This window comes from Burkholderia sp. WP9, assembly GCF_900104795.1.
In the GTDB taxonomy this organism is placed as follows: domain Bacteria; phylum Pseudomonadota; class Gammaproteobacteria; order Burkholderiales; family Burkholderiaceae; genus Paraburkholderia.
Genome location: NZ_FNTG01000002.1, coordinates 931143 through 957158, shown reverse-complemented (window position 1 = coordinate 957158; position 26016 = coordinate 931143). Strand labels below are relative to the sequence as shown.

General features: G+C 63.3%; 17 protein-coding genes. 12 read left to right on the top strand and 5 right to left on the bottom strand.

Annotated elements, in window-relative coordinates; genetic code table 11:
* Positions 1-61: 61 nt before the first annotated feature.
* Together BLW71_RS25560 and BLW71_RS25555 are read left to right on the top strand one after the other, a co-directional pair.
* The gene (locus BLW71_RS25560; protein WP_091808860.1) at positions 62-688 is read left to right on the top strand and encodes a response regulator transcription factor; all 627 of its coding nucleotides are present in this window, start codon (positions 62-64) and stop codon (positions 686-688) included.
* Between the two features lie 13 nt (positions 689-701).
* Positions 702-1139 (top strand): response regulator transcription factor, encoded by a 438-nt coding sequence (locus tag BLW71_RS25555; RefSeq protein WP_286162100.1) that lies wholly within the window; start codon positions 702-704, stop codon positions 1137-1139.
* A 52-nt stretch (positions 1140-1191) separates the two neighbouring features.
* Here BLW71_RS25555 and BLW71_RS25550 read toward each other — a convergent pair whose 3' ends face one another.
* Entirely contained in the window at positions 1192-2661 is a 1470-nt protein-coding gene (locus tag BLW71_RS25550; RefSeq protein ID WP_177205118.1) for an ATP-binding protein, read from the bottom strand.
* A gap of 361 nt (positions 2662-3022) precedes the next feature.
* Between BLW71_RS25550 and BLW71_RS25545 the strand changes: the two genes are divergently transcribed.
* From BLW71_RS25545 to BLW71_RS25500, 10 genes are all read left to right on the top strand, one after another.
* Positions 3023-3703, top strand: a complete 681-nt coding sequence (locus BLW71_RS25545) for a response regulator transcription factor (protein ID WP_091803302.1) — start codon at positions 3023-3025, stop codon at positions 3701-3703.
* Positions 3704-3728: 25 nt separating this feature from the next.
* Complete coding sequence (locus BLW71_RS25540) at positions 3729-8738, top strand: AAA family ATPase (protein WP_091803298.1); 5010 nt, start codon at positions 3729-3731, stop codon at positions 8736-8738.
* The gene (locus BLW71_RS25535; RefSeq protein ID WP_286162099.1) at positions 8731-11697 is read left to right on the top strand and encodes a PAS domain S-box protein; all 2967 of its coding nucleotides are present in this window, start codon (positions 8731-8733) and stop codon (positions 11695-11697) included. Before BLW71_RS25540 ends, BLW71_RS25535 begins: the two co-directional genes overlap by 8 nt.
* The gene (locus tag BLW71_RS25530; protein WP_091803292.1) at positions 11694-12857 is read left to right on the top strand and encodes an ATP-binding response regulator; all 1164 of its coding nucleotides are present in this window, start codon (positions 11694-11696) and stop codon (positions 12855-12857) included. The genes BLW71_RS25535 and BLW71_RS25530 overlap by 4 nt, the downstream gene beginning before the upstream one ends.
* A 173-nt stretch (positions 12858-13030) precedes the next feature.
* Positions 13031-13783, top strand: a complete 753-nt coding sequence (locus BLW71_RS25525; protein WP_091803290.1) for an HAD family hydrolase — start codon at positions 13031-13033, stop codon at positions 13781-13783.
* On the top strand, positions 13770-16079 hold the full coding sequence (locus tag BLW71_RS25520; RefSeq protein WP_286162098.1) for a glycoside hydrolase family 65 protein: 2310 nt from the start codon (positions 13770-13772) through the stop codon (positions 16077-16079). Before BLW71_RS25525 ends, BLW71_RS25520 begins: the two co-directional genes overlap by 14 nt.
* Positions 16080-16364: 285 nt before the next feature.
* Positions 16365-16784 (top strand): TIGR01841 family phasin, encoded by a 420-nt coding sequence (gene phaP / locus BLW71_RS25515; protein ID WP_091803283.1) that lies wholly within the window; start codon positions 16365-16367, stop codon positions 16782-16784.
* Between the two features lie 337 nt (positions 16785-17121).
* Positions 17122-18072, top strand: a complete 951-nt coding sequence (locus BLW71_RS25510) for a DnaJ C-terminal domain-containing protein (RefSeq protein ID WP_091803280.1) — start codon at positions 17122-17124, stop codon at positions 18070-18072.
* Positions 18069-18398, top strand: a complete 330-nt coding sequence (locus tag BLW71_RS25505) for a chaperone modulator CbpM (RefSeq protein WP_091803277.1) — start codon at positions 18069-18071, stop codon at positions 18396-18398. Before BLW71_RS25510 ends, BLW71_RS25505 begins: the two co-directional genes overlap by 4 nt.
* 333 nt (positions 18399-18731) lie before the next feature.
* Positions 18732-19184, top strand: a complete 453-nt coding sequence (locus tag BLW71_RS25500; RefSeq protein WP_091803274.1) for a CBS domain-containing protein — start codon at positions 18732-18734, stop codon at positions 19182-19184.
* 72 nt (positions 19185-19256) lie between these two features.
* Here BLW71_RS25500 and BLW71_RS25495 read toward each other — a convergent pair whose 3' ends face one another.
* From BLW71_RS25495 to BLW71_RS25480, 4 genes are read right to left on the bottom strand one after another with little or no spacing between them, the layout of a single operon-like run.
* Entirely contained in the window at positions 19257-20381 is a 1125-nt protein-coding gene (locus tag BLW71_RS25495; RefSeq protein ID WP_091803269.1) for an ABC transporter permease, read from the bottom strand.
* 2 nt (positions 20382-20383) lie between these two features.
* Positions 20384-23158, bottom strand: a complete 2775-nt coding sequence (gene rbbA, locus BLW71_RS25490; protein WP_091808856.1) for a ribosome-associated ATPase/putative transporter RbbA — start codon at positions 23156-23158, stop codon at positions 20384-20386.
* 20 nt (positions 23159-23178) lie between these two features.
* Positions 23179-24252, bottom strand: coding sequence for an HlyD family secretion protein (locus BLW71_RS25485; protein WP_091803266.1), 1074 nt, complete (start codon positions 24250-24252; stop codon positions 23179-23181).
* Positions 24249-25775, bottom strand: a complete 1527-nt coding sequence (locus BLW71_RS25480) for an efflux transporter outer membrane subunit (protein ID WP_091803263.1) — start codon at positions 25773-25775, stop codon at positions 24249-24251. Before BLW71_RS25480 ends, BLW71_RS25485 begins: the two co-directional genes overlap by 4 nt.
* Positions 25776-26016: the final 241 nt, after the last annotated feature.

The window sequence follows — 26016 nt, the reverse complement described above, 5'->3', positions numbered from 1 at the left end:
CCGTTGGTCGCGTCGGGCCTCATGTACGATGACGGCGCTCGAATTTTTTGTGGACTCTGCAATGCCTGTTCCTTCGGAACTCGAACCGATGGTGTATGTGATTGACGATGAGGAAACGGTGCGTGACGCGCTAGTGCGCCTGTTGCGTTCGGCAGGCTTCAATGCGCAAGGTTTTGCGTCGCCCGCCGAGGTGTTGTCGCAAGCATTTCCGCGCGTGCCGATGTGCATTCTGCTGGACATGAACCTGAAAAGCACGAATGGCTTCGACGTGCAAAGCCAACTCGCGCAACAGGGCGTACAGGTGCCCGTTATTTTCCTGACCGGCTACGGATCGATTCCAATGTCGGTGCGCGCGATCAAGGCGGGTGCGCATGAATTCTTCACCAAGCCGATCGACGACGAGGAGCTGCTCGAAGCAGTGCGGCGAGCGTTGGCGGAAGACGAGGCCAACCTCGCGGAGCGCGCGTTCCATGCGGATGTGCTGCAACGTGCCGCCGCGTTGACGCCGCGCGAAATGGACGTATTCGAACTGGCGGTGGAAGGCAGGATGATCAAGCAGATGGCACATGAACTCGGCACGCAGGAAGTGACGGTGAAAGTGCACAAACGGCGAGTGATGAGCAAGATGCAGGCAAAGACGCTCATCGAACTCGCCAGAATGTGGGAAGTGATACGCCGCACGCGCTGAGCCTCCTGAAGCAGTGAATATCGCGCCGGATATTTTTTTCTGTGATTACGTCGGCGCAATTGGAGTATTGGCAGCTATGAGCTTTGTTTGCATCGTCGACGATGACGCATCGGTACGAAGTGGTGTCGGAAACCTGCTGAAAGCGGTGGGTTATACGGCTGTGACGTTTTCGTCGGGAGAGGAATTCCTTGCTTCTCCGGAGGTTGACGATGCGCTGTGTGTCCTGCTCGATGTCAGGATGCAGGGCATGCCAGGCCTCGAAGTGCAACGCCAACTGAACGCGGAGGGCAGAAATATCCCGGTGGTATTCATGTCCGCGCATGGCGACGACGTGACCGTGGCGCGCGCGCTGCGGCACGGCGCCATCAGCTTCCTGCGCAAACCGTTCGCGGAAGAAGTGCTGCTCGATTCGATCGAGCTGGCCATTGGACGCAGGAACGGCGCGGCCTGAGCGCAAGCGTGCGCATCGCGTTCGTTCAACGGTCCGGGATCGCGAGACGCGATCAGCCGTAGCGCGCGGCGGGTGCATCCATCGCGTCCCCCGCGGCGCCGCGCGTGCGGGCATAGTGTTCGTGCCAGCGCTCGACGGTTTCGCTCTCGCCGGCCTCGGCCAGCATCTGCAGCGCGTAGGCCCGGGTCGTTTCGAGCAGGTGATAGCTCATGGCCGAACCGCGCGGCCCAAACATGAGCAGCGACTTCGAGACGAGACCGGCGATCGCTTCGGTCACGTCGTCGACGGAGAGGTCTTCGCATGCGGCAATCGCACACGCCTCACCGAGATGGAAGCTGCCGCGAAACACGCCGAGTCGGCGCAACACGGTGCGCTCGCGCTTGCACAGAAACTGACTGCTCCAGTCGAGCGCCGCCTTCAAGGTTTGCTGGCGTGCCGGCGCGGTGCGCAGTCCGCCGGTGAGCACGCGAAAGCGATTGTCGAGTTGCGCGACCAGTTCGCCGATACCCAGCGCGGTGACTCGGGCCGCGGCCAGTTCCAGCGCGAGCGGCACGCCGTCCAGCCGCCGGCAGATCGTGCCGATCAGGTTGAGGCTTTCGCTGTCGGGGCGAAAGTGCGGATCACGCGCGCGGGTTCGCGCAATGAACATGTGGACCGCGCTGTAGTTGAGAATGTCTTCAGGCGCGACGTCTTCGCGGGGCACCTCGAGCGGCGCCACCCAGTAAATCTGTTCGATGCGGGTTCGCAAGGGCTCGCGGCTCGTTGCGAGGATCCTGAGATTGGGATTGACCTCGATGAGTTGCTCGCAGATGGTCGCCGCCTCCTGAATCACATGCTCGCAATTGTCCAGTACGAGCAGCAGCTCGCGTGCGCCGATGGCTTGAATCAGGTGCTCAGGCGTGGTCTCGGCCTGTGTGGCATGCAATCCCAGTGCCTCGGCGATTGCGCTCAAGGTCGCCTCCGGGTGTTCGACGACCGAAAGATTGACGAAGCGGACCGCCTCGAACGACGCTATCTGGCAGCGCGCCACTTCCAGACCCAACTGTGTTTTACCGATGCCGCCGGTGCCGACCAGCGTCACGAGCGGCGCGGAATCGAGCGCGGCGATCACGTCCGCGAGTGCCTGCTCGCGCCCGATCAGCGGGGTGCAGCAGTGCGGCACGTTGTGCGCGGCGGAGCGCTCGTCGAGGCGCGGCGGGTCGGCAGGCGCTGCGTCCGTCGAGGTGCCTGCGTCGTGTGTACGGATCAGGCGATAGCCGCGGCCCGGTATGGTCTTGATGAGGTCCTTGTCTTCGCCGAGCAACTTCCGCAGCGCGGAAATATGCACCTGCAGATTGCTTTCCTCCACCACCGTTTCCGGCCACACCTGCTGGAACAGCGCCTCTTTGCTGACCAGCCGCCCGCTCGCGTTGATCAGCACTTCGAGAATATCGAACGCGCGCGCGCCGACGCGCAATGGCCGGCCTTCCAGATAAAGCTGCCGAAGCTCTGGCGAAACGTCGACTCGTCCGATCTTTATCATGACCATTCCGCTTGGGGTTTCGTGATGGCACATCCAGGCAATGGAGACGATCTTATGAGCAGCGCGATCTCCTCAGGATGGGGAAATCATTAACGATAGTTAACGCGGCAGTTCGGAAAGCCTGAAGGCGCGAAATACGCGGGTGATGCGCCGGTGATTCGCAGGTGATTCGCAGTTGATTTTTTACAACCGTGACTTTACCGGCGCCAGTTTGCGGAAAGATTAAAAAAATTTAATGGCATCTGTAAATCGGATGTCGTGCTTTTCGCGGATAATCGGCCGATTGGCGGGTAATTCGCCCGAGGGCATGCTGTTGCCCCCGGCGGCGCATCAAATGACGATGGGAAGGCGCGAGCGTTAAATGAAAATCTTGCTCGTCGAAGACAACGAACAGGTTGCGGGATTTCTGAAAAAAGGCCTCGTCGAGGAAGGCCACGTGATCGATTCGGCCGACAACGGCCGGGACGGCATGTTCCTCGCCGCCAGCGAAACCTATGACGCCATCATCATGGATCGCATGTTGCCAGGCGGGATCGACGGCCTGGGGATCATCACGGCCTTGCGCGCGACCGGCAACCGGGTGCCTATCCTGATCGTGAGCGCGCTGGACGACGTCGACGAAAGGATTCGCGGCCTGAAGGCGGGCGGTGACGATTATGTGGTCAAGCCGTTTGCATTCGGCGAAGTGCTGGCGCGGCTCGATGCGCTGACCCGTCGCGCGCATGAAAGCTACGCGGAGACGACCCTGAAGGTCGGCGATCTCTCGATCGATCTGCTCTCGCGCAAGGTGGCGCGCGCCGGCAAGCCGATCTTGCTGAAGCCGCGCGAGTTCAAGCTGCTGGAGTACCTGATGCGCCACGCCGACCAGGTCGTCACGCGCACCATGCTGCTCGAAAATATCTGGGATTATCACTTCGATCCGCAAACGAACGTCATCGACGTTCACGTAAGCAAATTACGCCACAAGATCGACGCGGGCTTCGAGCGGTCCTTGCTGAGGACGGTTCGCAGCGCCGGCTACATGCTGACGGCGAACGAATAGCGCGACAGGGGCAGGCGGGGGCAGCATGATCGAGTTGGCAGGCTTCGGGTTTGAAACACTCTGTGATGACGGTGAGTTCCTGCTGTCCCGTATCGACCGGCGCGACGGCACGCCAACGTGGCTCACCGTCACCTTGCCGGCGCAGCAACCCAGCGCCACGAGTCAGGCGCGTCTCGAGCATGCGTATGAGTTGCGCGGCCTGCTCGACGGCCGGTTCGCCACCCGGCCGCACGCGCTGATCGAACACCGCGGCAGTACGGCGCTGGTGCTCGAAGACCCGGGCGGCGTGTCGCTGGCCGCGCTGCCGAAAGAGTCTTGGCCGCTTGGCCGCTTTCTGCTGGTTGCCGCCAACCTGGCGGCGGCGCTCGGCGCGCTGCATGGGCGCGGTCTGATCCACAAGGACATCCGGCCAGCCAATATTCTGGTGAATCCGGAAACGGGCGACGCGGCGTTGACTGGTTTCGGCATTGCCTCGCACGCGAGCGGCGAGGCGCTGGCCGGCGCGCTGCCTGACTTCACGGCGAGCGCGCTCGCCTATCTCGCACCGGAACAGACCGGCCGCATGAATCGCGCGATCGACTCGCGCGCCGACCTCTATTCGCTCGGCATCACGTTGTATGAGATGTTGAGCGGCGAGTCGCCGTATCGCGCGAACTCGCCGATCGAGTGGATCCACTGCCATATCGCCAGAACCCCCATTCCGTTGAACGAACTGGCCGGCAACGTGCCGCAACAGGTCGCCGCGATCGTCATGCGGCTGCTTGCGAAAACCGCCGAGGATCGCTATCAGACCGCGCAGGGTCTTGAAGACGATCTGCGCCGCTGCCTGAATGCCTGGGAACAAAACGGGCGCATCGAACCGTTCGCACTCGGCGCTCACGACTTGCCCGAGCGCCTTGTTATTGCCGAGCGCCTGTATGGCCGCGAAACGGAAACGCAGGCACTGAGCGCCGCGTTCGATCGCGTGGTGCGGCAAGGGGCGGCGGAACTCGTGCTCGTGTCGGGCTATTCCGGGATCGGCAAATCGTCGCTCGTGCATGAACTGCGGGCCAGCCTCGGGCCGTCCGGCGGGCACTTCGCCGCGGGCAAATTCGAACAGTACAAGCGCGATATCCCTTATGCGACGCTCGGGCAGGCGTTTCAGAGCCTGACGCAGCATGTCCTCGCCCAGGACGCGGAGCACCTGGCGCGTTGGCGCGGGCGGCTCGCCGAGGCAGTCGGTGCGAACGGTCAACTGATCGTCAACCTGATTCCGGAAGTCGAACAGATTCTCGGCCCGCAGCCGCCGGTGCCCGAGCTTTCGGCGCAGGAAGCGCAGGTTCGCTTCCAAGGCGTGTTCGGGCGCTTCATCGGCGCATTTGCGGACCCGGAACATCCGCTCGTGCTCTTTCTCGACGATTTGCAATGGCTCGACGCCGGCACGCTCAGTCTGCTCGAAAGCCTGCTTGCCGCGCCGAACCTGCGTAATCTGCTGCTCGTCGGCGCCTATCGCGACAACGAGGTGGGGCCCGCCCATCCGCTCGCGCGCGCGCTCGTGGCGATCCGCGAGTTGGGTGTGCCCGTCCACGATATCGTGCTCGCGCCACTGCAGCTCGGCGACGTGGCGCGTCTGATCGGCGAAGCGCTGCATGCCGCGCCGGCCGAGGTCGCGCCGCTCGCGCAATTCATTGTCGAGAAAACCGGCGGCAACCCTTTCTTCACGGTGCAATTTCTCAAGATGCTCGCCGAGCACCGGCACCTCGCGTTCGATCCGGTGAGCCGCGTGTGGGTATGGGACATGGCGGCGCTGCGCGAGGCGCGATTTTCCGACAGCGTCGTCGACCTGATGGTCGGCAAGATCGAACGTGTGGCGGATGCCGCGCAGGCCGCGCTCAAACAGTTTGCGTGCTTCGGCAACAGCGCGGCGACCGCGATGCTCGCGCGAGTCAGTGGCAATTCGGACGCGGGCGTACACCGTGCGCTGGCCGATGCGGTGGAAGCGGGCCTCGTGTTCCGGCGCGAGCAGGGCTATGCGTTTTTGCACGACCGGGTCCAGGAAGCGGCCTACGCGCTGATTCCCGAAAACGAGCGCGCGGCCGCTCATCTGGGGATCGGCCGGATGTTCGCGACCAACGCGAGCGCCGCGGACATCGAGCAGAACATCTTCGAGATCGTCAACCAGTACAACCGCGCGATCGAAATTGTCGACAACCCCGCCGAGCGCCTACAGGTGGTGGAATTCAATCTGATTGCCGGGCGGCGCGCCAAGACGTCGTCCGCCTATGCGTCGGCGGCGACGTACCTGTCGATCGGCAGCGCCATGCTCGGCGACGCGGGATGGGAGACCTGCTACGCGCTCAAGTTCGCGCTTGAGAGCGGCCTCGCGGAGTGCGAGTTCCTTACCGGCGACACCGGCTTGGCCAAGGAGCGGCTCGCGGACCTCGCGCGGCGAGCGGTCGATCTGCCGGATCGGGCAACGGTGGCGTGGTTGCGTGTCACGCTGTTCACCGCGCTCGATCAGAGCGATCTGGCGGTGCAGATCTGCCTCGATTATCTGCGCGAGGTCGGCATCGACTGGCAGCCTCATCCCAGCCGCGAGGAGGCGCGCGGCGAATACGACCGGCTTCTCGCGCAGATCGGCGATTCTCCGATCGAGTCGTTGATCGATCTGCCGCTTCTCACTCATCGCGACCGGCGTGCCACGCTCGATGTGCTGACCGCGGTGCTGCCGCCGGCCTTTTTCAGCGACGAGAATCTCGTCTGCCTCGTACTGTGCCGCATGGCGAACCTGAGCCTCGAACACGGCAATAGCGACGCGTCGTCGATCGGTTATGCCTACCTCGGCATGGTGGCCGGCCCGGTGTTCGGCGATTACGAGGCGGCGTTCCAGTTCGGCCGGCTCGGCCTCGCGCTCGTCGACGAACGCGGGCTGCAACGTTTCAGGCCGCGCGTCTACATGTGCTTCGCGTATCACGTGATGCCGTGGACGAAACACATTCGCACCGCTTTGCCGTTGTTGCGGCGCGCGTTCGACGTCGCCAGCGAGAGCGGCGACCTCACTTACACCGGCTTCAGCAGTTGCTGCCTCGTCACGAGCCTGCTGGCTGCGGGCGATCCGCTCGCCGATGTCGAGCGCGTGGCGCAGCAGCGTTTGGGCGTGGTGCAGGCCGCGAAATTCGGGCTGATCGTCGACATTATCGGGTCGCAGTTGCAACTGATTCGAACCCTGCGCGGGCTGACACCCTCATTCGGCTCCTTCAACGATGAGGCATTCGACGAAACTACCTTCGAGGCGCATCTCGAAGCCGATCCCTGTCTCTCGATCGCGACGTGCTGGTACTGGATCCGCAAGCTGCAAGGGCGCTATTTCGCGGGAGATATAACGGCGGCGACGGCGGCCGCCGCGAAAGCGGCGCCGCTCTTGTGGACCTCGTCCGGTCACTTCGAAATCGCCGAATATCATTTCTACGCTGCCTTGGCATGCGCGCGCCAGTACGACGAGGCGCCGTCTTATCAGCATGAGGCGCAATACCGGGCGCTGGTCGAGCATCAAGCCAGACTCGTCACCTGGGCCGAACATTGTCCGGGCAATTTCGCCTGCCGTTCGGCGCTCGTGGCCGGCGAGATCGCGCGTATCAACGGCAACGAATTCGAGGCGATGCGCGAATACGAAAATGCAATCCGTCTCGCCCACGAGCACGAGTTTCCGTTGATCGAAGGGCTGGCGCATGAAGTGGCCGGCACGTTCTATCTGGCGCGTGGCTTCACGACCATCGCATTCGTCTATCTGGGCAACGCGCGGCTCGCTTACCTCCGGTGGGGCGCGTTAGGAAAGGTCGAGGCGCTCGACCGGCGCTATCCGAACCTGGTCCACGAACCCGCCGCCATTGCGCCGACGCGCAGCATCGTGGCGGAGCAACTCGATGTCGAAACGGTCGTCAAGGCATCGCAAGCCATTTCGGGCGAAATCGCCTTCGACAAACTGATCCGCACGTTGATGACCATCGTGCTCGAACATGCCGGCGCCGGACGTGCGCTGCTCGTTCTGCCGCGTGACGAGAAATTGTGGGTCGAGGCGCAGGCACTCGCGAATCGCGAGGGTATCGAGGTCCAGCTTCACAGCGCCGTTGTAACGCCGCGCGATGTGCCGGCCTCGATTCTGCATGCCAGCATTCGCACGCAGGAGCGCGTTCTGCTCGACGACGCGTCGCTGCCCAATCCGTTCTCGACGGACGAATACTTCCGCACGACGCGTGCTCGCGCGGTGCTCTGTTTGCCGCTCGTGAAGCAGGCGAAACTGATCGGCGTGCTGTACCTCGAAAACGATCTCGCGCCGGGCGTGTTCACGCCGGCGCGCCTCGCAGTGCTGGAGCTTCTCGCGTCGCAGGCCGCCATTTCGCTGGAAAACGCTTCGCTGGAAGAGAAAGAGGCGCTGCTCGAAGAGAAGGAAGCCTTGCTTCACGAAGTGCATCACCGGGTGAAAAACAATCTGCAACTGATCAGCAGCCTGCTCAACTTGCAGGCGGCGCGTGTGACCGACAAGGCCGTGGCTGAACTCTTCGCCGACAGCCGCAACCGGGTGCGTTCGATGGCGCTGGTGCACGAGAACCTGTATCGCGCCGGCAATTTTGCGCGGATCGAGATGGCGACCCATGTGAAGAATTTGTGCGGCCATCTGGCGCGCGCCTACGACATGCGCCAGATGGAAGTGGAGTTGTCGGTCGAGGTCGACGATGTGCAGCTCGATATGAACCGCGCCGTATCGTGCGGGCTGATTATCAACGAGCTGGTGTCCAACGCCTTGAAGCACGCGTTTCCGCACGGGCGCGGCGGTTGCGTGCGCGTCGAACTCGGCGCGCTCGACAACGAGCGGTGCAGGTTGACTGTCGCGGACGACGGCGTCGGCATCGCGCCGGAATTCTCACTGGAAGAGGCGGACTCGCTGGGCCTGCAACTGGTTCACGACCTGACCCACCAGTTGCACGGCACCGTGGAGCTGAGCCGCGGCGGCGGCACGACCTGCAGCATTCTTTTCAACGCAACCGGACGTGGATAAGCACACTATGGCGCCCGCCCGCATTCTTATAGTTGAGGACGATCGCGTTGTCGCCCGAGACATTGCGCAGCAGATGAGCCGCGCGGGCCACACCGTGGTCGGCATCACGGCGCGTGGCGAAGACGCATTGCCTCTTGCCGCCGAGACCGAGCCTGATCTGATCCTGATGGACGTGCGGCTGGAAGGCAAGCTCGACGGCATCGACACCGCGCGGCTGCTTCGCGAAAATATGAATCTGCCCGTGGTTTTCCTGACCGCATATGCCGACGAGGACACTGTCCGGCGCGCCACGGTCACCGAACCGTTCGGCTACGTTCTGAAGCCGTTCGACGACACGCAATTGAAGACCGTCGTCGAAATGGCGCTCTACAAGCACGGCGCGGAACGGCGGCTGCGCGAAAGCGAACAACGCTATGCCGTCACGCTCTCCAGTATCGGCGACGCGGTGATCGCGACCGATCGCGAGTCGCGCATCAACTTCATCAACCCGGTCGCCGAAGCGCTGACCGGCTGGCCGCGCGAGGCGGCAATGGGGCGGCCGCTCGCGGAAGTATTCCGCGTGATCAACGAGACCACCCGCGCGCCGGCCGAAGACCCGGTGGCAGCCGTGCTGGCGGCCGGGACGATCGTCGGGCTCGCGAATCACACGGTCCTGCTGGCGCGCGACGGGCGCGAGATCGCGATCGACGACAGCGGTTCGCCAATCGTCGACGAGCGCGGCGACATCCTCGGCGTGGTGCTGGTGTTTCGCGACGTGACACAGCGGCGTCGCGCCGAAGAAGCCGAAATACTCCGCGAGACTAATGCACGCCTCGAATCGGCGATGTACGGGTCCAACGTCGGCGTGTGGGAAATCGACATGCCCGAGGGCGATCATCGCCGGGGCTTCGCGCGCTTCTCGAACATCTGGGAGTGGCTTGGCTATACGCGTCCGCAGACCTTGCTGGACTACGACGCGTATATGAGCATCCTGCTTCCGGAGGACCGCGCCGGCACCGAAGCCGCGATGCTCCGCTACCTGGGCAAAGAGGTCGATGTGTTCGAGGTGGAGAACCGCCTGTGCCATAGCGACGGAACCGTGCGGTGGGTGCTCGTGCGCGGCATGGCAACGTGGGACGCCGACGGCAAACCGATTCGCTTCGTCGGCAGTCTGGTAGATATTACCCAGCTGAAATTCACGGAACAGGCACTGCGTTCGAGCGAGGCGCGCTTTCGCGGCACCTTCGAAAATGCCGCGGTCGGGATCGTGCACTGCGATCTCGACGGGCGGTTCCTGCGCGTGAATCAGCGCTCGTGCGATATCGTCGGCTATGAGCGCGAGAGTTTGCTGGAAAGGCGTTTCCAGGACATCGCCGATCAGGAATTCCTTGCTGCGAGCGCGGAGAAATTGCGCCAGTTGAGCGAAGGCCGGCTCTCGCACTATTCGGAGGAAATGCCGCTCTTCAGGCGCGACGGCTCGCGGGTTTGGGTGAGCGTGTCGGTCGCGCTTCAGCGTGATTCGAGCGGACGGGCGATCCACACCATTGCGATTCTCCAGGATATCTCGGCGCGAAAGGCGCTCGAAGATACGGTGCGGGTTGCGAAAGACGCGGCGGAATCGGCGAACCGCGCGAAAGATCAGTTCCTCGCCAACATCAGCCACGAATTGCGCACGCCGTTGAACGGCATTCTCGGTTACGCGCAGATCTTGCGGCGCGATGCGGCGATGACCGAACGGCAATTGGCGAGCCTGAGTGTCATCGAACAGAGCGGCGAGCATCTGCTCATGCTCATCAACGACCTGCTCGACTTCGCGCGTATCGAGGCGGGCAAGCTCGAACTGAATGTGACGGATGTGCCGCTCGGGCCGTTCTTGCGCGTGATCGCCGAGATAGTGAGCGTTCGCGCCGACCAGAAGCAGCTCATCCTCAACTATGAGGTGCCGCCGAATCTGTCGAAGGTGATTCGCGTCGACGAGAAGCGCCTTCGTCAAGTGTTGTTGAATCTGCTTGCCAATGCGGTCAAATTCACGGACCGCGGTGAAGTCACGCTGGCAGTACGCATGATTAGCGACGCACGGCTGCGGTTCGAGGTGCGCGATACCGGCGTCGGCGTGAGTCCGGACAGGCTCGAGACGATCTTTCAGCCGTTCGAACAGGCCGGCGATTTCACCCGGCGCACCGGCGGCGTGGGTCTCGGGCTCGCGATCAGCCGTCAGTTGGTGCGCATGATGGGCGGTGAAATCAAGGTGGTGAGCGTCGTCGGTCAGGGCAGCATGTTCTGGTTCCAGCTCGATGCGCCGGTTTCGTATGCGCAGGCCTCGGATTGCGCTCCGGCGCTGGAGATCCTGGGCTGTGACGGCAATGAGCGCCATGTGCTGGTGATCGACGACGTTGCCGGGAATCGTGCGCTGATCGTCGACGCGCTGCAACGCTGCGGCTTTCGCGTTTCGGAGAGTGCCGATGGCCGCGATGCGTTGGCCAAAGCAATGGTATCGCCGCCCGACCTGATCCTGCTCGACACCGTCATGCCGGTGATGGGCGGCATCGAAATGCTCGGGCATATTCGCGCCTCGGACGAGTTGCGTCATGTGCCGGTGATCGCCGTGTCCGCAGACGCATCGCAACGCAATGCGCAGGCGAACCTCGGTGCGGGGGCGGATGTTTTTCTCGAGAAGCCACTCGATCTCGACCGGCTGTTGAAGGAGATCGCCGCGCTACTCTGCTTGAAATGTTCGATTCGTCCAACGCCGGTCGGAGCAGACGCCGCGCTGATCGCTCCGCCGCGCGATGAACTGGCCGTGCTGCATCGCTTTGCGTTGCTGGGGTCGATGCGCGACATCGTCCGTCATGCGGATCGTCTCGTCAGCCTCGACAGCCGTTACGAACCCTTTTCGGCGCAGTTGCGCCGTCTGGCAGCAGGCTACGAGTCGCAAGCCTTGCTATCGCTGATAGAACAACATCTGGATCTCAACTCGTGAGCTTAGCCGAACCATTCGATACCGATACGCCCGTTGTGCTCGTGGTTGACGACACGCCCGCCAATCTCGGGCTGGTGGTCGAATGTCTGGAGAGCAATAACCTGAGGGTGGCGATCGCCCGCGATGGCATGGAGGCATTGCGGCGTGCGGAACTGGCGCAACCCGATTTGATCCTGCTCGACGTGATGATGCCGGGACTCGACGGTTTCGAAACTTGCCGGCAACTCAAGGCGATGGAGAAAACCCGCGACATTCCGGTGATCTTCATGACTTCCCTGACGCGTACCGAGGATAAGATCACGGGCTTTCGTGCAGGCGCGGTGGACTACATTACCAAGCCGTTGCAGATGGAAGAATTGGCCGCGCGAGTGGATACGCACCTGAAACTGCGGGCATTGCAGCAATTGCAGGAAAAGCACAATGTCCAGTTGCAACAGGAAGTGAAGACCCGCAAGCAGGCCGAAGAGGCGCTGATCGAAGTGATTCATGGTGTGCGCAACGTGTCGAACGCCATTGCTCATGATTTGCGCACGCCGTTGACCGAATTGCGTGCGCGGCTCGAAGTGCTGACTCGCACGTCGAAACGGCTGGGCAATGAGGAGATACTGCCGGAGTTGGAGGTGGCGCTGTCGGATGTCGACCGGGTGATCAGTATCTTCAACGCGCTATTGCGTCTTGCCGAAATCGACGCGGGCGTCAGGCGCTCGGGTTTTACGCCTTGCGATCTGAAGACGATTGTTTCGGATGCCGTTGAATTTTATCAACCTGTGGCCGAGTTGCGCGGGGTGGCGTTGTCGCTGGAATGCGGGGACGATCTCACGGCCGTGGCCGATCAGCTTTTGCTGGCGCAAGCGATCGGCAATCTGATTGACAACGCGCTGAAGTTTGCGCCGGACTGTGGTGAAACCAAAGTGGTTGCGATTCGCCACGACGACATGATCTCGATCTCGGTGGCGGACAATGGTCCCGGCATTCCGGACGCGCAAAAGCCCAAGGTGACCGAGCGTTTTTATCGCGGCGACGCAAGTCGCGGAACCCCCGGCGTGGGGCTTGGCCTGGCGCTTGTGAAGGCGGTGGCGACGCTGCACCGGGGATCGCTGGAGTTTGCTGACAATAACCCTGGCCTGATTGCGACGCTAAGGGTCAGTTGTCGTCTTTGAGGTTTGAAGCGCCTCGATTCATCGAGCGGGATTTTGCGGGCTTGAATGTTTTCCTGACCCGTCGAGCGTTTGTCGGCTATTGTGCATCCAGACACGACGCGATTCGTTGCGTCAAACGTAGCCAGGCGCGGCAGATTGCGACCGCCCGCCATCACTCTGGACAAATGCCACGCATGACAGTCCGCCAATCCCGAGCCCCGCCGCCAGATCCCCATCGCATACTTTGCGCCGGCATTTTCGATGTCGACGGCGTGCTGCTCGCGTCGCCCCATGAACGAGCCTGGCGCGAAGCGCTCACAGGCTTCGCCGACCCAGCACGCTTCACCACGGCGATCTATCAATCCCAGGTGGCCGGCAAGCCACGGTTCAGCGGCGCGCTTGCCGCGCTGCAAGCGCTGGGGGTCCCGAATGCCGCACAACGTGCCGAAGCCTACGCAGAGAGCAAGCAGAGGCGGGTGGAGGCGCTGATCGGCGCGGGAGCCGTGTCCGCCTTCGCGGACGCGCTTCGCTTCGTCAATGCGGTGAGGAAGTTGGGTTTTCCGATTGCCGTTGCGTCGTCCTCGAAAAACGCGAACGACATGATGCGGCGCATCCCGCTCGACGATCACCACAGCCTGTTCGATGTATTCGGCGCCAATGTGTGCGGCCGCGATTTGCCTGCCGGCAAGCCGGATCCGGCGATATTCCTGCTCGCTGCCGCGGAGCTGCCCGCCGTGCCTGAGCACTGCTTCGTGGTCGAAGACGCGCCGGCTGGTATCGAGGCCGCCCGCGCCGCTGGCATGGCGGCACTTGGCGTCGCGCGCCTGCACGACGCGACCTCGCTGCAAGCGGCAGGCGCCGATCTCGTCGTGACCAGTCTGGACGAAGTTGATCTCGATCAACTGTCTCGTGGAAGGCTTTGCCGGCGGATTCATGAAAAGTCCTGAACAGTTGGATGAAGTGATGCGCCCAACCGCCGATTCGAGCTGGATCGTGGCCGAAGGTGGCTACGACTCGTTGCTTGAGCGCAGCCGCGCCGCGCGCTTCGCGATCAGTAACGGCTTTTTCGGTGTGCGCGGCGCGCGCGCGATACACCGTGGCGGCCGCTGGGTGGCCACCTCGCGGACACTCGTCGCGGGACTCTTCGATACGGCCAGTGAAGAACCTGGCATTCCCAAGCTCGCCGTCGCGCCCGATTGGCTGAAAGTCCGGCTTCTGCTGCAAGGGCAGCCTCTGATTCATCACGATCATGACGAAGCGCGGCAGGAGAGGATTCTCGACATGCGCCGCGGTGCGTTGATCAGCAAGGCGTGCCTGTCGAACGCGTCCGCTTTTGGCGTCAAGTTGCGCAGTTTCCATATGACGTCTCTCAGCCAGCGCGCGATTGGAATGCAGATCATCCTGCTGGAAATGGAGCAGGGCGGGATCGAGGTGACGCTGGAAGCGTCGATCGATGCAGTGGATATCGGTCTCGTGTCCGAACGCGCGGAGCAGGGCCTTAGCGTGTGGCGCGCGGCATCCTCCGGCACACGCCTCGCAATGGCCACCGCGGTATCGCTGCAGATCGACCACCAGCTCGTTTCTCCTACCGTATGCGGCCCGTCGCAATGGTCGTGGAAGTGGACCTCGACCCCGGGGCAGGTCGTCTGTCTCGCGCGGATGGTCGCCATGGCACGCGCAGGCAAAGAAGCTATCGATCCCGCTCGCAGCGCGCAGGCCGCTTTGAACTCCGCGCAGACCCTCGGCTGGCCGGCCGTGATAGCGGCGCACGAGACGGCCTGGGAAGAGCGCTGGGCATGCAGCGACGTCGAGATCGACGGCGATTCGCGCGCGCAACGCGCTCTTAGATTCGCGCTCTACCATCTGAACGGCGCGGCCAATCCAGCCGACGACTACGTTTCGATCGCCGCGCGGGCGCTGACGGGCGACGACTATCACGGACATGTCTTCTGGGACACGGAAATCCATCTGTTGCCGTTTTACACGCTGACGTGGCCCGAGGCAGCAAGGGCGCTGTTGATGTATCGCTTTCACACACTCGCCGGGGCGCGGGGGAAAGCCGCGGCAATGGGCTGGCAGGGTGCGTTGTATGCGTGGGAGTCCGCCGATACCGGCGCGGAGGCGTGCCCCGCTCAAGTTGTCGGCCCTGATCGGAAGCTGGTGGATGTCAAATGCGGCAAGCAGGAACAGCACATCAGCGCGGACGTTGCGTACGCCGTCTGGCAATATTGGCGGGCCACCGGAGATGACGCGTTCCTCCGAGAGGCCGGTGCCGAGATTCTTCTGGAGACCGCACGCTTCTGGGCGAGCCGCGCGAAGAGGGAAGCGGACGGCCATTGTCATATTCGCGGCGTGATCGGTCCGGATGAATATCACGAATCGATTGACGACAATGCCTTTACGAACGTGATGGCGCGCTGGAATATCCGGCGTGCCGTCGAGACTGCGGCATTACTGCGTGCACGCTGGCCGGAGAGTTGGCAACGTCTGTCGGAGCAACTCAATCTCGACGAAGCCGAACTGCAACGTTGGAGCACGGTTGCCGAGGCGATAGTCACGGGCTTTGATTCGAGCACCGGTTTGTTCGAGCAGTTCGCGGGATTCTTCGCGCTCGAAGACATCGACATCGCCGCCTATGCGGCCCGTTCAGTGCCGATCGACGTCGTGCTGGGCCGCGAGCGCATCCAGCGATCCCAGCTTGCCAAACAGGCCGATGTCGTCGCCCTGCTGGCGCTGCTGCCTGAAGAGTTTCCTGGCGACGCCGCTGTGGCGAACTTCAACTACTATGCGCCGCGCTGCGGTCATGGCAGTTCGTTGAGTCGCGCCATGCATGGCTTGGTCGCTGCCAGACTGGGTCAGTGCGAAGCGGCGCTCGACTGTTTTCGCAGAACCTCAGCCATCGATCTCGACGACACGCATGCCGCCATGGAGGGGGGCGTGCATATTGCCAGCCTCGGTGGCATGTGGATGATGGCGATACTGGGTTTCGCGGGCGTTTCGCTTGCCGATGACCATCTATGTCTGGCCCCGGCATTGCCCGCGTCGTGGAAGAACGTTGCCTTCGCGATGCAATGGCGAGGTCGTCATCTGCGGATCAGCATGGGTGAGGCGAGTGACGGCATTCGTGTAACGCTGGAAATGGGCGAAGCGATGAAGCTTGCAATCGGTGGTGAGATGTTCATGCTGAGCCGCGCGGCGCCGCTGCTCGTGAATCGCAAAACGCACATTGTGCCGGCCGCATAACAGGCGATGCCTCGGGATCGACCCGTTCGATACCTTCGGAGGTTGATCTACACCACGTCCCGGGCAACGTCCCGGTACGGCACCGTACCGATTTTCCTCGCCATTGCGTGCACCGTCATCTTCACTCTCGCGAAACTCGCGCTGGATGAGTCCCTGTTCTAAGCGAATCACCATTGGCTAGCGTGAGGCCGTCGACCAACTGACGGCGATCGTGGCCTGAAGCATGACCCACGGGATAACGATCGACGCTCACGCGTCGATCCCCCCATTTCACTGGAGACAAGCATGGCAACTGAAACCAACCCCATCGCCGACATGACGAGAATGATGCAGGAATTCAAGATCCCAGGGTTCGATATGGCGCCGATCATCGAGTCGCGGCGCAAGGACATGGCGGCTCTCGTCGAGGCGAGCGAAGCGGCGCAATTGGCGATGCAGGCGCTCGTGCGCAGGCAGACCGAGATCGTGACCGAGGCAATGGCGGGCATCCAGGAATCGGCCAAAGCCTTGGGGGCCGGCGGCGCTCACGCGTCGGATCCTGGCCGGCAGGCAGCATTGTTGAACGACGCTTATCAAAAGTCGCTTGCCGATATGAAGGAGCTTGCCGAGATGGCGCGCAAGTCGCAGGTGGACGCAATGGCCATCATCACGAAGCGGGGCACCGAAAGTCTCGCGGAAACGAGAAAGCTGATGCAGGCCGGATAACGGCACGGGTAGGGGGTACGCTTCGGGTGCGCAGGCCGCTGCGTATCCGGGCCGAATCGCTGATACGTCGCTAACTCGGAATGCACGGACGCGTGCTTGAGCGTGTGCGAAACGTCGCTACGGCGGTTCACGAACAGATGTTTTTCTTCGCCTTTAAAACGCTCGCCGGCGGATAGCGGCGACGACTTCTTGCAGACCGCCTTTCCCGCTTTGACCCGACGCGGTGTAGCGAACGCGCAATTTTGCTGGCCCGGCCGGATTGGTATAAAGTCAGTCCGTAATCGTCACGCGATGGATACCCATTGCCGCTCCCATCCCTCATGGGTCTGCCGCCAGTATGAAATACAAAGACTATTACGAAGTCCTGGGTCTCGAGCGAAGCGCGTCTCAGGATGACGTTAAACGTTCGTATCGGAAGCTCGCGCGCAAGTATCACCCGGACGTCAGCAAGCATGCCGACGCCGAAGACCGTTTCAAGGAGCTGGGCGAAGCCTACGAGGTGCTCAAGGACCCCGAGAAGCGCGCGGCCTATGACCGCATGGGCAGCGAATGGCGCAACGGCCAGGAATTCCAGCCGCCGCCGAACTGGGACGAGGGTTTCGAATTCAGCGGCGCGGGCAACGAGGCCGGCGAGCACGCCGATTTCCACGAAATCTTCGAGAAGATGTTCGGCGGCGCGCGCGGTGCGCGTGGCGCGCATCCTCGGCAGCGGCCTTTCGATGCGCGCGGCGAAGACCATCACGCCAAGGTGTTGATCGATCTCGAAGACGCGTATCGCGGCGCGCAGCGCGCGATTTCTTTGCAAATGCCCGTAGTCGATCCGCAAGGGCATGTTTCGCTGGAAACGCGAACGCTCAATGTCACCATTCCAAAGGGGATTCGCGCGGGCCAGCATCTGCGGCTGAGCGGCCAGGGCGCCGCGGGCGCCACGCCCGAAACGGCCGGCGACCTCTACCTCGAAATCGCCTTTCGGGAACACCCGCGCTTTCACGTGGACGGCCGCGACGTCTCGCTCGACTTGCCGGTGGCTCCGTGGGAGGCCGCGCTCGGCGCGCAGGTTACCGTGCCCACACCCGACGGTTCCGTCGAGATGACGGTGCCGGCGGGTTCTGCCGGCGGCAGGCGCTTGCGGCTCAAAGGCAAGGGCATTCCGGCCAACCCGCCTGGCGATCTGTATGTGATTCTGAACATCGTCCTGCCGCCGGCGGATAGCGACGCAGCGAAGGCCGCTTACGATGCGATGCGGCAGGCGTTCAATTTCGATCCGCGCGCACACTTCTATCGGTGATCATCGTGAAAGAGACGACTACGACGACCTATTTGCAAGGCCAGATTGTCGATGAGAACGTGGAGTTCACGCTGGTCGAATTGAGCCGGGTGAGCGGGGCATCGGAGGAGGAGTTGACGCTCTGGGTGGCTGAAGGCGTGTTCGAGCCCACGGGCGAGCGGCCGCAGGAATGGCGCTTCAGCGGCGCCGCGCTGCGGCGCGTGCAGACTGCGCAGCGGCTGGCGCACGACTTCCAGATCAATCCTCCGGGTGTCGCGCTGGCGCTCGATCTGCTCGACGAGATCGACTTGTTGCGCTCGCATGTAAAACGCGCTCGCGGGAGTTAGGCGAGCCTGCGCGTCATTCAGCGTTAGACACGCGAGCCCCTGCCTGATATCGCCGCGACACGGCGCTTCGAGGGCGACGCAGTATTGCGTCGGTTGAACCCATCTCAGGCGCCATGTTCGAAGGGCGATTGATGCAAATCAACCCATTCGTAGTTGCAGTTGTCGAGCGGCGTGCCGCGTGGTGCAACGCGGTATCGCGCGTGCGTTCGCGTATCGGCCATTGGGACACTCTCTCAGTTGACTGTAGTCAATGGTTGGTTCGTTCATCCGGATAATCTGAATTGGATTGAGTCCCGGCGAGTCATGGACTCTCTTCTCGGGAGGATACGGAAAATGAATGCGGGCGATATCTGTACAAGAGACGTTGTGACGTGCGGACTGAACACGACCGTGCTGGAAGCATGCCGGATCATGCGCGATCGTCACGTGGGCGATGTCGTGGCCGTGGAGAAGAGCGCGGACGGAAAGCTCCATGCTCGCGGCATGCTGACCGACCGCGATATCGTGCTGGCGGTTGTAGCACGAGAAGTCGATGCGTTCGGGCTTTTCGTCGGCGATGTCATGTCCTCGCCGCTCATCGTCGCGTACGAGGGGGAAGACGTCTGGCAACTCGTCAAGCGGATGCGATTGCATGCCATACGGCGCATGCCGGTGGTCAGCGAGTCCGGTGAACTGGTCGGGCTGCTTTCGTTCGACGATCTCCTCGACGCGGCATGCGCATTCCTCGCCGAACTATCCCTTGTGACAGCGCGGCAGCCGCATTTCGAGGAGAAAAATCGCGCCTGAGCTTTTCTGCCGCATCAGGCATGTGTGCGGGGCAAGAGGGGCGTCTGGCGCGCGTCGGCCCAAGCATGCAAGTCAGGCCATCTGACCGATGGTTCTGCGAAAACGCTGCAATGCCATTGCAAACAGAACCGACCCGATCGCGATCAGAATCAGGAACGGCCGCCACGCGACATCGAGGCCGGCGCCGCGATACAGGATGGCCTGCCCAAGCTCGACGAAGTGAGTCGTGGGTGCGAAAAGCATGACGTCCTGCACGATCTTCGGCATGCTTTCCCGCGGGGTGATGCTTCCGGACAGCATCTGCAAAGGCAGCAGCACGAGGACCACCAGCATGCCGAACTGCGGCATGCTGCGCGCGAGCGTCGCCATGTAAATGCCCATCGAGGTGGTGGCGAACAGATGCAGCGCGGTGCCGACCATGAACAGGGCCACCGAGCCTTCAATCGGCACATGCAGCGCGCCGCGCACCACGAACGTCAACGAAGCCGTGGCCACCACCATGACCACGAGCCCCATCGACCAGATTTTCGCCAGCATGATCTCTGCCGGCGTGACCGGCATGACGAGCAGATGTTCGATCGTGCCGTGTTCGCGCTCGCGGATCAGCGCGGCGCCGGTGAGGATGATCGACAGCATCGTGACATTGTTGATGATTTCCATCAGCGCGCCGAACCAGGTCTGATCGAGGTTCGGATTGAAGCGCATATGCACGGCGAGATCGACGGGCGGCGCGGCGGTGTCGCGGTAGCGCGCCGCAAATCCGGCAATCTCGTCGGTCACGATCTGCTGCACGTAGCTGCTGCCCGTGAACGCCTGACTCATGCGGGTCGCGTCGACATTCAACTGGATCGATGCGGATCTTCCGGCCAGCACGTCGCGCTGGAAGTTCGGCGGAATGTCGAGCGCGAACGTGTATTCGCCCGTATCGAGCCCGCGGTCGACCTGCGCGGGGGTGATCAGGCGCGCAATGCCGAACTGCGGAGGGAAAAACGCCGAGGCGATGCGGGCGGACAACGGCGAGGCGTCTTCGTCGACGATCGCGATCGGCGCCATATGCAGCGTGTCGGGTTGTGCGGTAGCGGCGGAATAGATCGCCACCGTGAAGGTGTAGGCGATCAGCACGAGCATGGTCGGGTCGCGCCACAGGCTCCACAGTTCCTTGACGCCGAGGCGGTAGATGTTCGAGAGGCGGCGCACAGTCAGGTCTCCTGCTTCTTGAGCAACGCCGTGGTCAAGCCGAGAACCACCGGTATGGCGGCAAGGAGCGGCCAGAATTGCGCCTGAAGATCGGCGAATCCCAGCGCCTTGTTGATGACACCGCGGCTGATCGTGAACATGTAGGTCGCCGGATAGATGGAGCCGATCACGCGCCCGCTGCCTTCCATCGACGACAGCGGATTGATCAGGCCGGAGAACTGGATCGCGGGAATGAGCGTGCCGATCATCGTCAGGAAGATGGCGGCGATCTGGCTGCGGGTGAACGTGGATGCCAGCATGCCGATGCCGGTCGCGACGATGCTGTACACCAGCACGGCGGCAAGCAGCGTCAGGAAGTTGCCTTTGACCGGCACGCCGAAAGCGATCCGCGCCAGCAGCGTCATCAGCAGGAAATTGAGCACGGCTAGTAACACGTAGGGCACCTGCTTGCCCATCAGGAACTCGCTGCGCGTGACCGGTGTGACATACAGATTGATGATCGAGCCGAGCTCACGCTCCCGCACGACCGCCAGCGCGGTCAGCATGGCCGGCAGCATGAGGAGCAGCAGCGGGATGATCGCGGGCACCATCGCGGGCGCGCTCCTCACGTCGGGGTTATAGCGAAAGCGCGTCTCGATGTTGACCTGCGGCGCGGGTGTCATGCCGAGCCGGTGAATGCTCTGCTCCATCAGCCAGGCTTGATGGAGCCCGAGCACATAGCCACGGATGGTTTCCGCGCGCTGCGGCATGGCGCCGTCGATCCACACGCCGAGTTGCACGGGCGTGCCGCGCTCCAGGTCACGTGCGAAGTGCGGCGGAATTTCGATCGCGAGCGACAGCTTGCCGCCGCGCATGCGCTTGTCCAACTCGTCGTAGTCGCTGAGCGGGGCCTGTTCCACGAAGTAGCGCGAGCCCGACATGTTCAGCGCATAGTCGTGACTCAGTTCAGTCTGGTCGCGGTCGAGGACGGCGTAGGTGAGACTTTCGACATCGAGACTCACGCCATAGCCCATCACGAGCATCAACACCAGCGAACCGAGCAGGGCGAGCGTGGCGCGCACAGGGTCGCGGCGCAGTTCGAGCACCTCTCGCCACATATAGGTGAGCGCGCGGCTCAGGCTGAAGGCGCGCGGGCGTGAGCGGTTAGGCGAGTCGGGCAGCGCGCCCGTGCCGGATTCGCTCGCGCTTGCCGGCGCTTCGATCGTGGTTTCGACGCTGCCGCCTTCTTCCGCCTTGTCGGCACCCGCTTCGACCAGGTAGCCGATGAAGGCCTCTTCGAGCGTCGCCGCGCCGCGCAAGCGTACGAGTTCGGCCGGCGACCCGGTCGCGAGCACGCGGCCGGCATGCATCAGCGAGATGCGGTCGCAGCGCTCTGCCTCGTTCATGAAATGCGTCGAGATGAAGATCGTGACCTTGTCGCGGCGGGCGAGCTGGATCATCAGCTGCCAGAAATTGTCGCGAGCGACGGGGTCGACGCCTGAAGTCGGTTCGTCGAGTATCAGCAGCTCGGGCTTGTGCACCATGGCGACGGCCAGCGAGAGGCGTTGCCGCATGCCGAGCGGCAGGCTGTCGGGCAACGCGTCGCGTACTTCGTCGAGGCCGAAGCGGCTCACCATCTCGTCGACTCTGGCGGCGATCGCCTCTGGCGGCACATGAAAGAGCTGTGCATGCAATATCAGGTTCTGCTGAACCGTCAGTTCGCCATACAGCGAGAATGCCTGGGACATGTAGCCGACGCGAGCGCGCGTGTCGATGTCGTTGGGATCGACTTCGCGTCCGAACAGCCTGGCCGTGCCTTCGCTCGCGGGCAGCAGGCCGGTGAGCATTTTCATCGTGGTCGACTTGCCGCAACCGTTGGAGCCGAGAAAGCCGAAGATCTCGCCGCTGCGAATGCGAAAGCTGACGTGGTCGACCGCGACGAAATCGCCGAAGCGCATGGTCAGATCGCGGGCTTCGATGGCGAGCTCGCCCGCGGCATCGGCGGGCAGTGGTTCGACGACGACCGGCTGGTGACCGCGGCGCCGTTCCTCGGGCAACAACGCGATGAACGCCGCTTCCAGCGTGTCGCTGTTCGTGCGCGTGAGCAGGGCGCGCGGCTCGCCGGTTGCGAGGATCCGGCCCGCGTCCATCGCGACGAGCGAATCGAAGCGTTGAGCTTCGTCCATGTAAGCCGTCGCGACGATCACGCTCATGCTGGGGCGGCCCGCGCGAATACGCGCGATCAGATTCCAGAATTGCGCGCGAGCGAGCGGATCGACGCCGGTGGTCGGCTCGTCGAGAATCAGCAGATCGGGGTCGTGGATCAGCGCGCAACAGAGCGCCAGCTTCTGTTTCATGCCGCCGGACAGTTTGCCCGCCGGCCGCGCGAGAAACGCCTGAAGGCCGGTGCTGCGAGTCAGCGAGTCGATGCGCTGGCGGCGCTCGGCGGCATCGTGGCCGAAGAGCCGCGCGAAGAATTGCAGGTTCTCCTCGACCGTCAGCGTCGGGTACAGATTCTTGCCCAAACCCTGCGGCATGTAGGCGATACGAGGGCAGACGAGCGCGCGGTGCCGGCGCGAGCGCATGTCGCCGCCCAGCACTTCGACGGCGCCTTGCTGAATGGCGCGGGCGCCCGCGGCAAGCGCCAGCAGGCTGGACTTGCCGACACCGTCCGGGCCGATCAGCCCAGTCATGCGGCCTGCCGGAAAATCCAGCGTGAGGTTGTCGAGCGCAACGGTCTTCGCGTAACGCAGCGCGACGTCGCGCAGCCGGACGACCGGCGGGGCGTTTGCCGTCATCGCGCCGCTCACTGCGCCTTTCACTGCGGCACCTTGATCGCGAGCGAAGCAGGCCACGCGGCATGCTGATCGATCCTGATCCACGCGACACCCGGCAGGCCTGTCTTGACGAGTTTCAGATGCTGGAGCAGCAGTTCGCGGTTGATCCTCGCCTTGACGCGGAACATCAGTTTTTGGCGCTCACTGGTGGTTTCCACGGTCTTCGGCGTGAACTGCGCGGTGCTGGCCACGAACGAAACGGTCGCGGGAATCACATAGTTGGGCGCCGCATCGAGTATCACGCGCACTTCGGCGCCGAGTGCGACCTTGCCGACTACCGTCTCCGGCAGGAAGAACGTCATGTAGACATCGGAAAGATCGGCGATATTCAGGACCTTGCCACCCGCTGGGAGCACTTCGCCGGCCTCGGCGATCCGATATTGCACGCGGCCGTCACGTGGCGCCGTCAACTGGCTGTCGCTGATGTCGGCTTCCACACGCGCCACGGTCGCGAGCGCCGCATGCTCCGCGGAATGCGCGGCGACGAGTTGCGCGCGCGTTGCATCGACGGCGGCCTGGGCTGCGGTGACCTGAGCGCTCGCGGCGCGCACCGTGGCTTGCGCGCCGCGCTCGCGGGCGCGATCGTCGTCGAGTTCCTGCATGGAGGACGCGCCGTCGCGCGACAGGGTTTCCGAGCGCGCCAGTTTGCGGCGCGCGGCGTCGAGTTCGCTTTCGCGCTGGGAGACCACGGCTTCGGCTGCCACCTTGTCGCTCTGCCGCTGCACGACCTGCGCTTCGATGCTGAGCGCGGTGTTGATCGCCTGCTGATGCTGCGCGCGGGCTTCGGCGAGTTGCGCGTCGAGCACGGTGACCTGCATCGTCGCAAGCGGCTGTCCCGCCTTGACGAAGTCGCCTTCGTCGACGGTAATGGTTTCGACACGGCCAGGCAGTTTGGTCGCCACGTCGATTTCGGTCGCCTCGATGCGGCCATTGCCGCTCACGAAACCTGCCGCGGGACCCGAGTCGTGCACCATCGTCCACGCGTAGTAGGAGGCCGCAACGATCACGGCCAGTAGGGCAACGGCGGCTATCTGTTTCTTTCTGCTGGGGCTCATGGCAATGGGCCTTGTTTGAGTGTGATGTCAGCGGCTGAAGGCGAGGGCGTCGTTTCCGCGTCCTGCACGCCTCCACCGAGCGCGGCATACAGCGCGACGCGGCTCGCGAGCAAGGCGCGGCGCGTCTGGATCAGCTGCTGTCGTGCGTTGAGCAGGTCGCGCTGTGCGTCGAGCACTTCAAGAAAGGGCGTCGCGCCGTTGTCGTACCGGAGCCTGGCAAGGCGCGCGCGCTCGGACTGCGCGACGAGCGTGTCGGTTTCCGCCTGAACCTGCGCGGCAAGCCACTCTCTCGCCGAGAGCGCGTCGGCTACGTCGCGAAACGCTTCCTGAATGGTCTTTTCGTATTGCGCCACCGCTTCGCCTTCGCGGGCCTTGGCGAGTTCCAGATTGTTGCGATTGCGCCCGGCGTCGAAGATGGGCAGCGAGATGTTGGGCATGAAGATCCACGCGCCGCTACCCGACGCGAACAGGCTATGCAGATCGGTGCTCGTCGAGCCGACGGCACCGGTGAGCGTGACGCGTGGAAAGAACGCCGCGCGCGCTGCGCCGATATTCGCATTGGCGGCGCGCAGCCGGTGTTCCGCCGCGACGATGTCAGGACGCCTTTCCAGCAACGATGACGGCAGTCCTGCCTGCAGGTCCGCGTACACGCTCGCGTCGTCCAGCGGGGCAGGCTGCAGCGGGGCGGGTGCGCCGACCAGTACGGCGAGCGCGTGGGCCTGAGTGGCGCGCGACTGTTCGAGCTGCGCAACCAGCGTCTGCGCCTGCTGCAACAGAATTTCCGACTGCCTGAGATCCAGCTTCGAGATCGCGCCGACTTCGAAGCGTCGGCGGAAGATGCGCAGCGATTCGGAACGGCTCGCGATCGTCTCCCGGGCCACGGCAATGCGCTCATCGAGTTCGCGCAGCAGCAGGTAATTGTCCGCGACGTTCGCGATCACGCTGAGGGTGGCCGCACGGCGCGCGGCGTCGCTCGCCAGGAATTCTTCGAGGGCTGCGTCTTTCAGGCTGCGTACGCGGCCCCAGAAGTCGAGTTCCCAATTGCTTTCGGTTAGTCCGACCTGATACGCCTCGGCGTCGATACTTCCGCCTGGCAGCAACACGCCGGGCGCGCGGAAACGGACATAGGAGCCGCCGGCGGCGATCGTCGGAAAAGTATCGGCGCGGCGAATGCCGTAGGTTGCACGCGCTTCTTCGACACGCCTCACGGCAATGCGCAGATCGCGGTTTCCACTGAGCGCCTGCTCGATCAAGGCCTGCAGTTGGGCGTCGGGAAAGTAGCTGCGCCAGTCGATCTGAACCGTTGGCGATGTGCCGTCGGCGGGTGCTGGAGCGTCGGCGGACGGAGCGGCGGCCCACGTATCCGGAACCGGCAGCGCGGGACGCACATAGGACGGCGCGAGCGACATGCATCCGCCCAGGTTGAGCGCCGCGGCCAGTGCGAGCGCCGATGCGAACCCTGTGCCGCTGGGAGGCGAGCGGCGTGTTGCTGGCGGCGGTCGTGAGTGCGACGATGAGAACATGAGAGCGTCTGAGTCTGGTGAATTCGGTGGGATGCTTCGATCGAGGCAATGGCCTGTGCCGGCGTCGACTACGCAATGCGCATCGCGCTCGCCGGGCAGGCGAGCGATGACGTTCGAGTCGACGCGTTGCATGCGTCAAGACCGGACCCGCGACCGGATCCTGAAGCGCTTATCCTGCAAATACTTATAACCGACGCTACCGATGGGACAACTTGATCTGGATCATCCCGTTACGGACTGG

What these genes read in the sequence shown, in the direction of transcription:
- BLW71_RS25560 (WP_091808860.1), top strand. Translation starts at nt 62, where the DNA reads ATGCCTGTTCCTTCGGAACTCGAACCGATGGTGTATGTGATTGACGAT.
- BLW71_RS25500 (WP_091803274.1), top strand. Translation starts at nt 18,732, where the DNA reads ATGAATGCGGGCGATATCTGTACAAGAGACGTTGTGACGTGCGGACTG.
- BLW71_RS25520 (WP_286162098.1), top strand. Translation starts at nt 13,770, where the DNA reads ATGAAAAGTCCTGAACAGTTGGATGAAGTGATGCGCCCAACCGCCGAT.
- BLW71_RS25485 (WP_091803266.1), bottom strand. Translation starts at nt 24,252, where the DNA reads ATGAGCCCCAGCAGAAAGAAACAGATAGCCGCCGTTGCCCTACTGGCC.
- BLW71_RS25510 (WP_091803280.1), top strand. Translation starts at nt 17,122, where the DNA reads ATGAAATACAAAGACTATTACGAAGTCCTGGGTCTCGAGCGAAGCGCG.
- BLW71_RS25550 (WP_177205118.1), bottom strand. Translation starts at nt 2,661, where the DNA reads ATGATAAAGATCGGACGAGTCGACGTTTCGCCAGAGCTTCGGCAGCTT.
- rbbA (WP_091808856.1), bottom strand. Translation starts at nt 23,158, where the DNA reads ATGACGGCAAACGCCCCGCCGGTCGTCCGGCTGCGCGACGTCGCGCTG.
- BLW71_RS25480 (WP_091803263.1), bottom strand. Translation starts at nt 25,775, where the DNA reads ATGTTCTCATCGTCGCACTCACGACCGCCGCCAGCAACACGCCGCTCG.
- phaP (WP_091803283.1), top strand. Translation starts at nt 16,365, where the DNA reads ATGGCAACTGAAACCAACCCCATCGCCGACATGACGAGAATGATGCAG.
- BLW71_RS25525 (WP_091803290.1), top strand. Translation starts at nt 13,031, where the DNA reads ATGACAGTCCGCCAATCCCGAGCCCCGCCGCCAGATCCCCATCGCATA.
- BLW71_RS25545 (WP_091803302.1), top strand. Translation starts at nt 3,023, where the DNA reads ATGAAAATCTTGCTCGTCGAAGACAACGAACAGGTTGCGGGATTTCTG.
- BLW71_RS25540 (WP_091803298.1), top strand. Translation starts at nt 3,729, where the DNA reads ATGATCGAGTTGGCAGGCTTCGGGTTTGAAACACTCTGTGATGACGGT.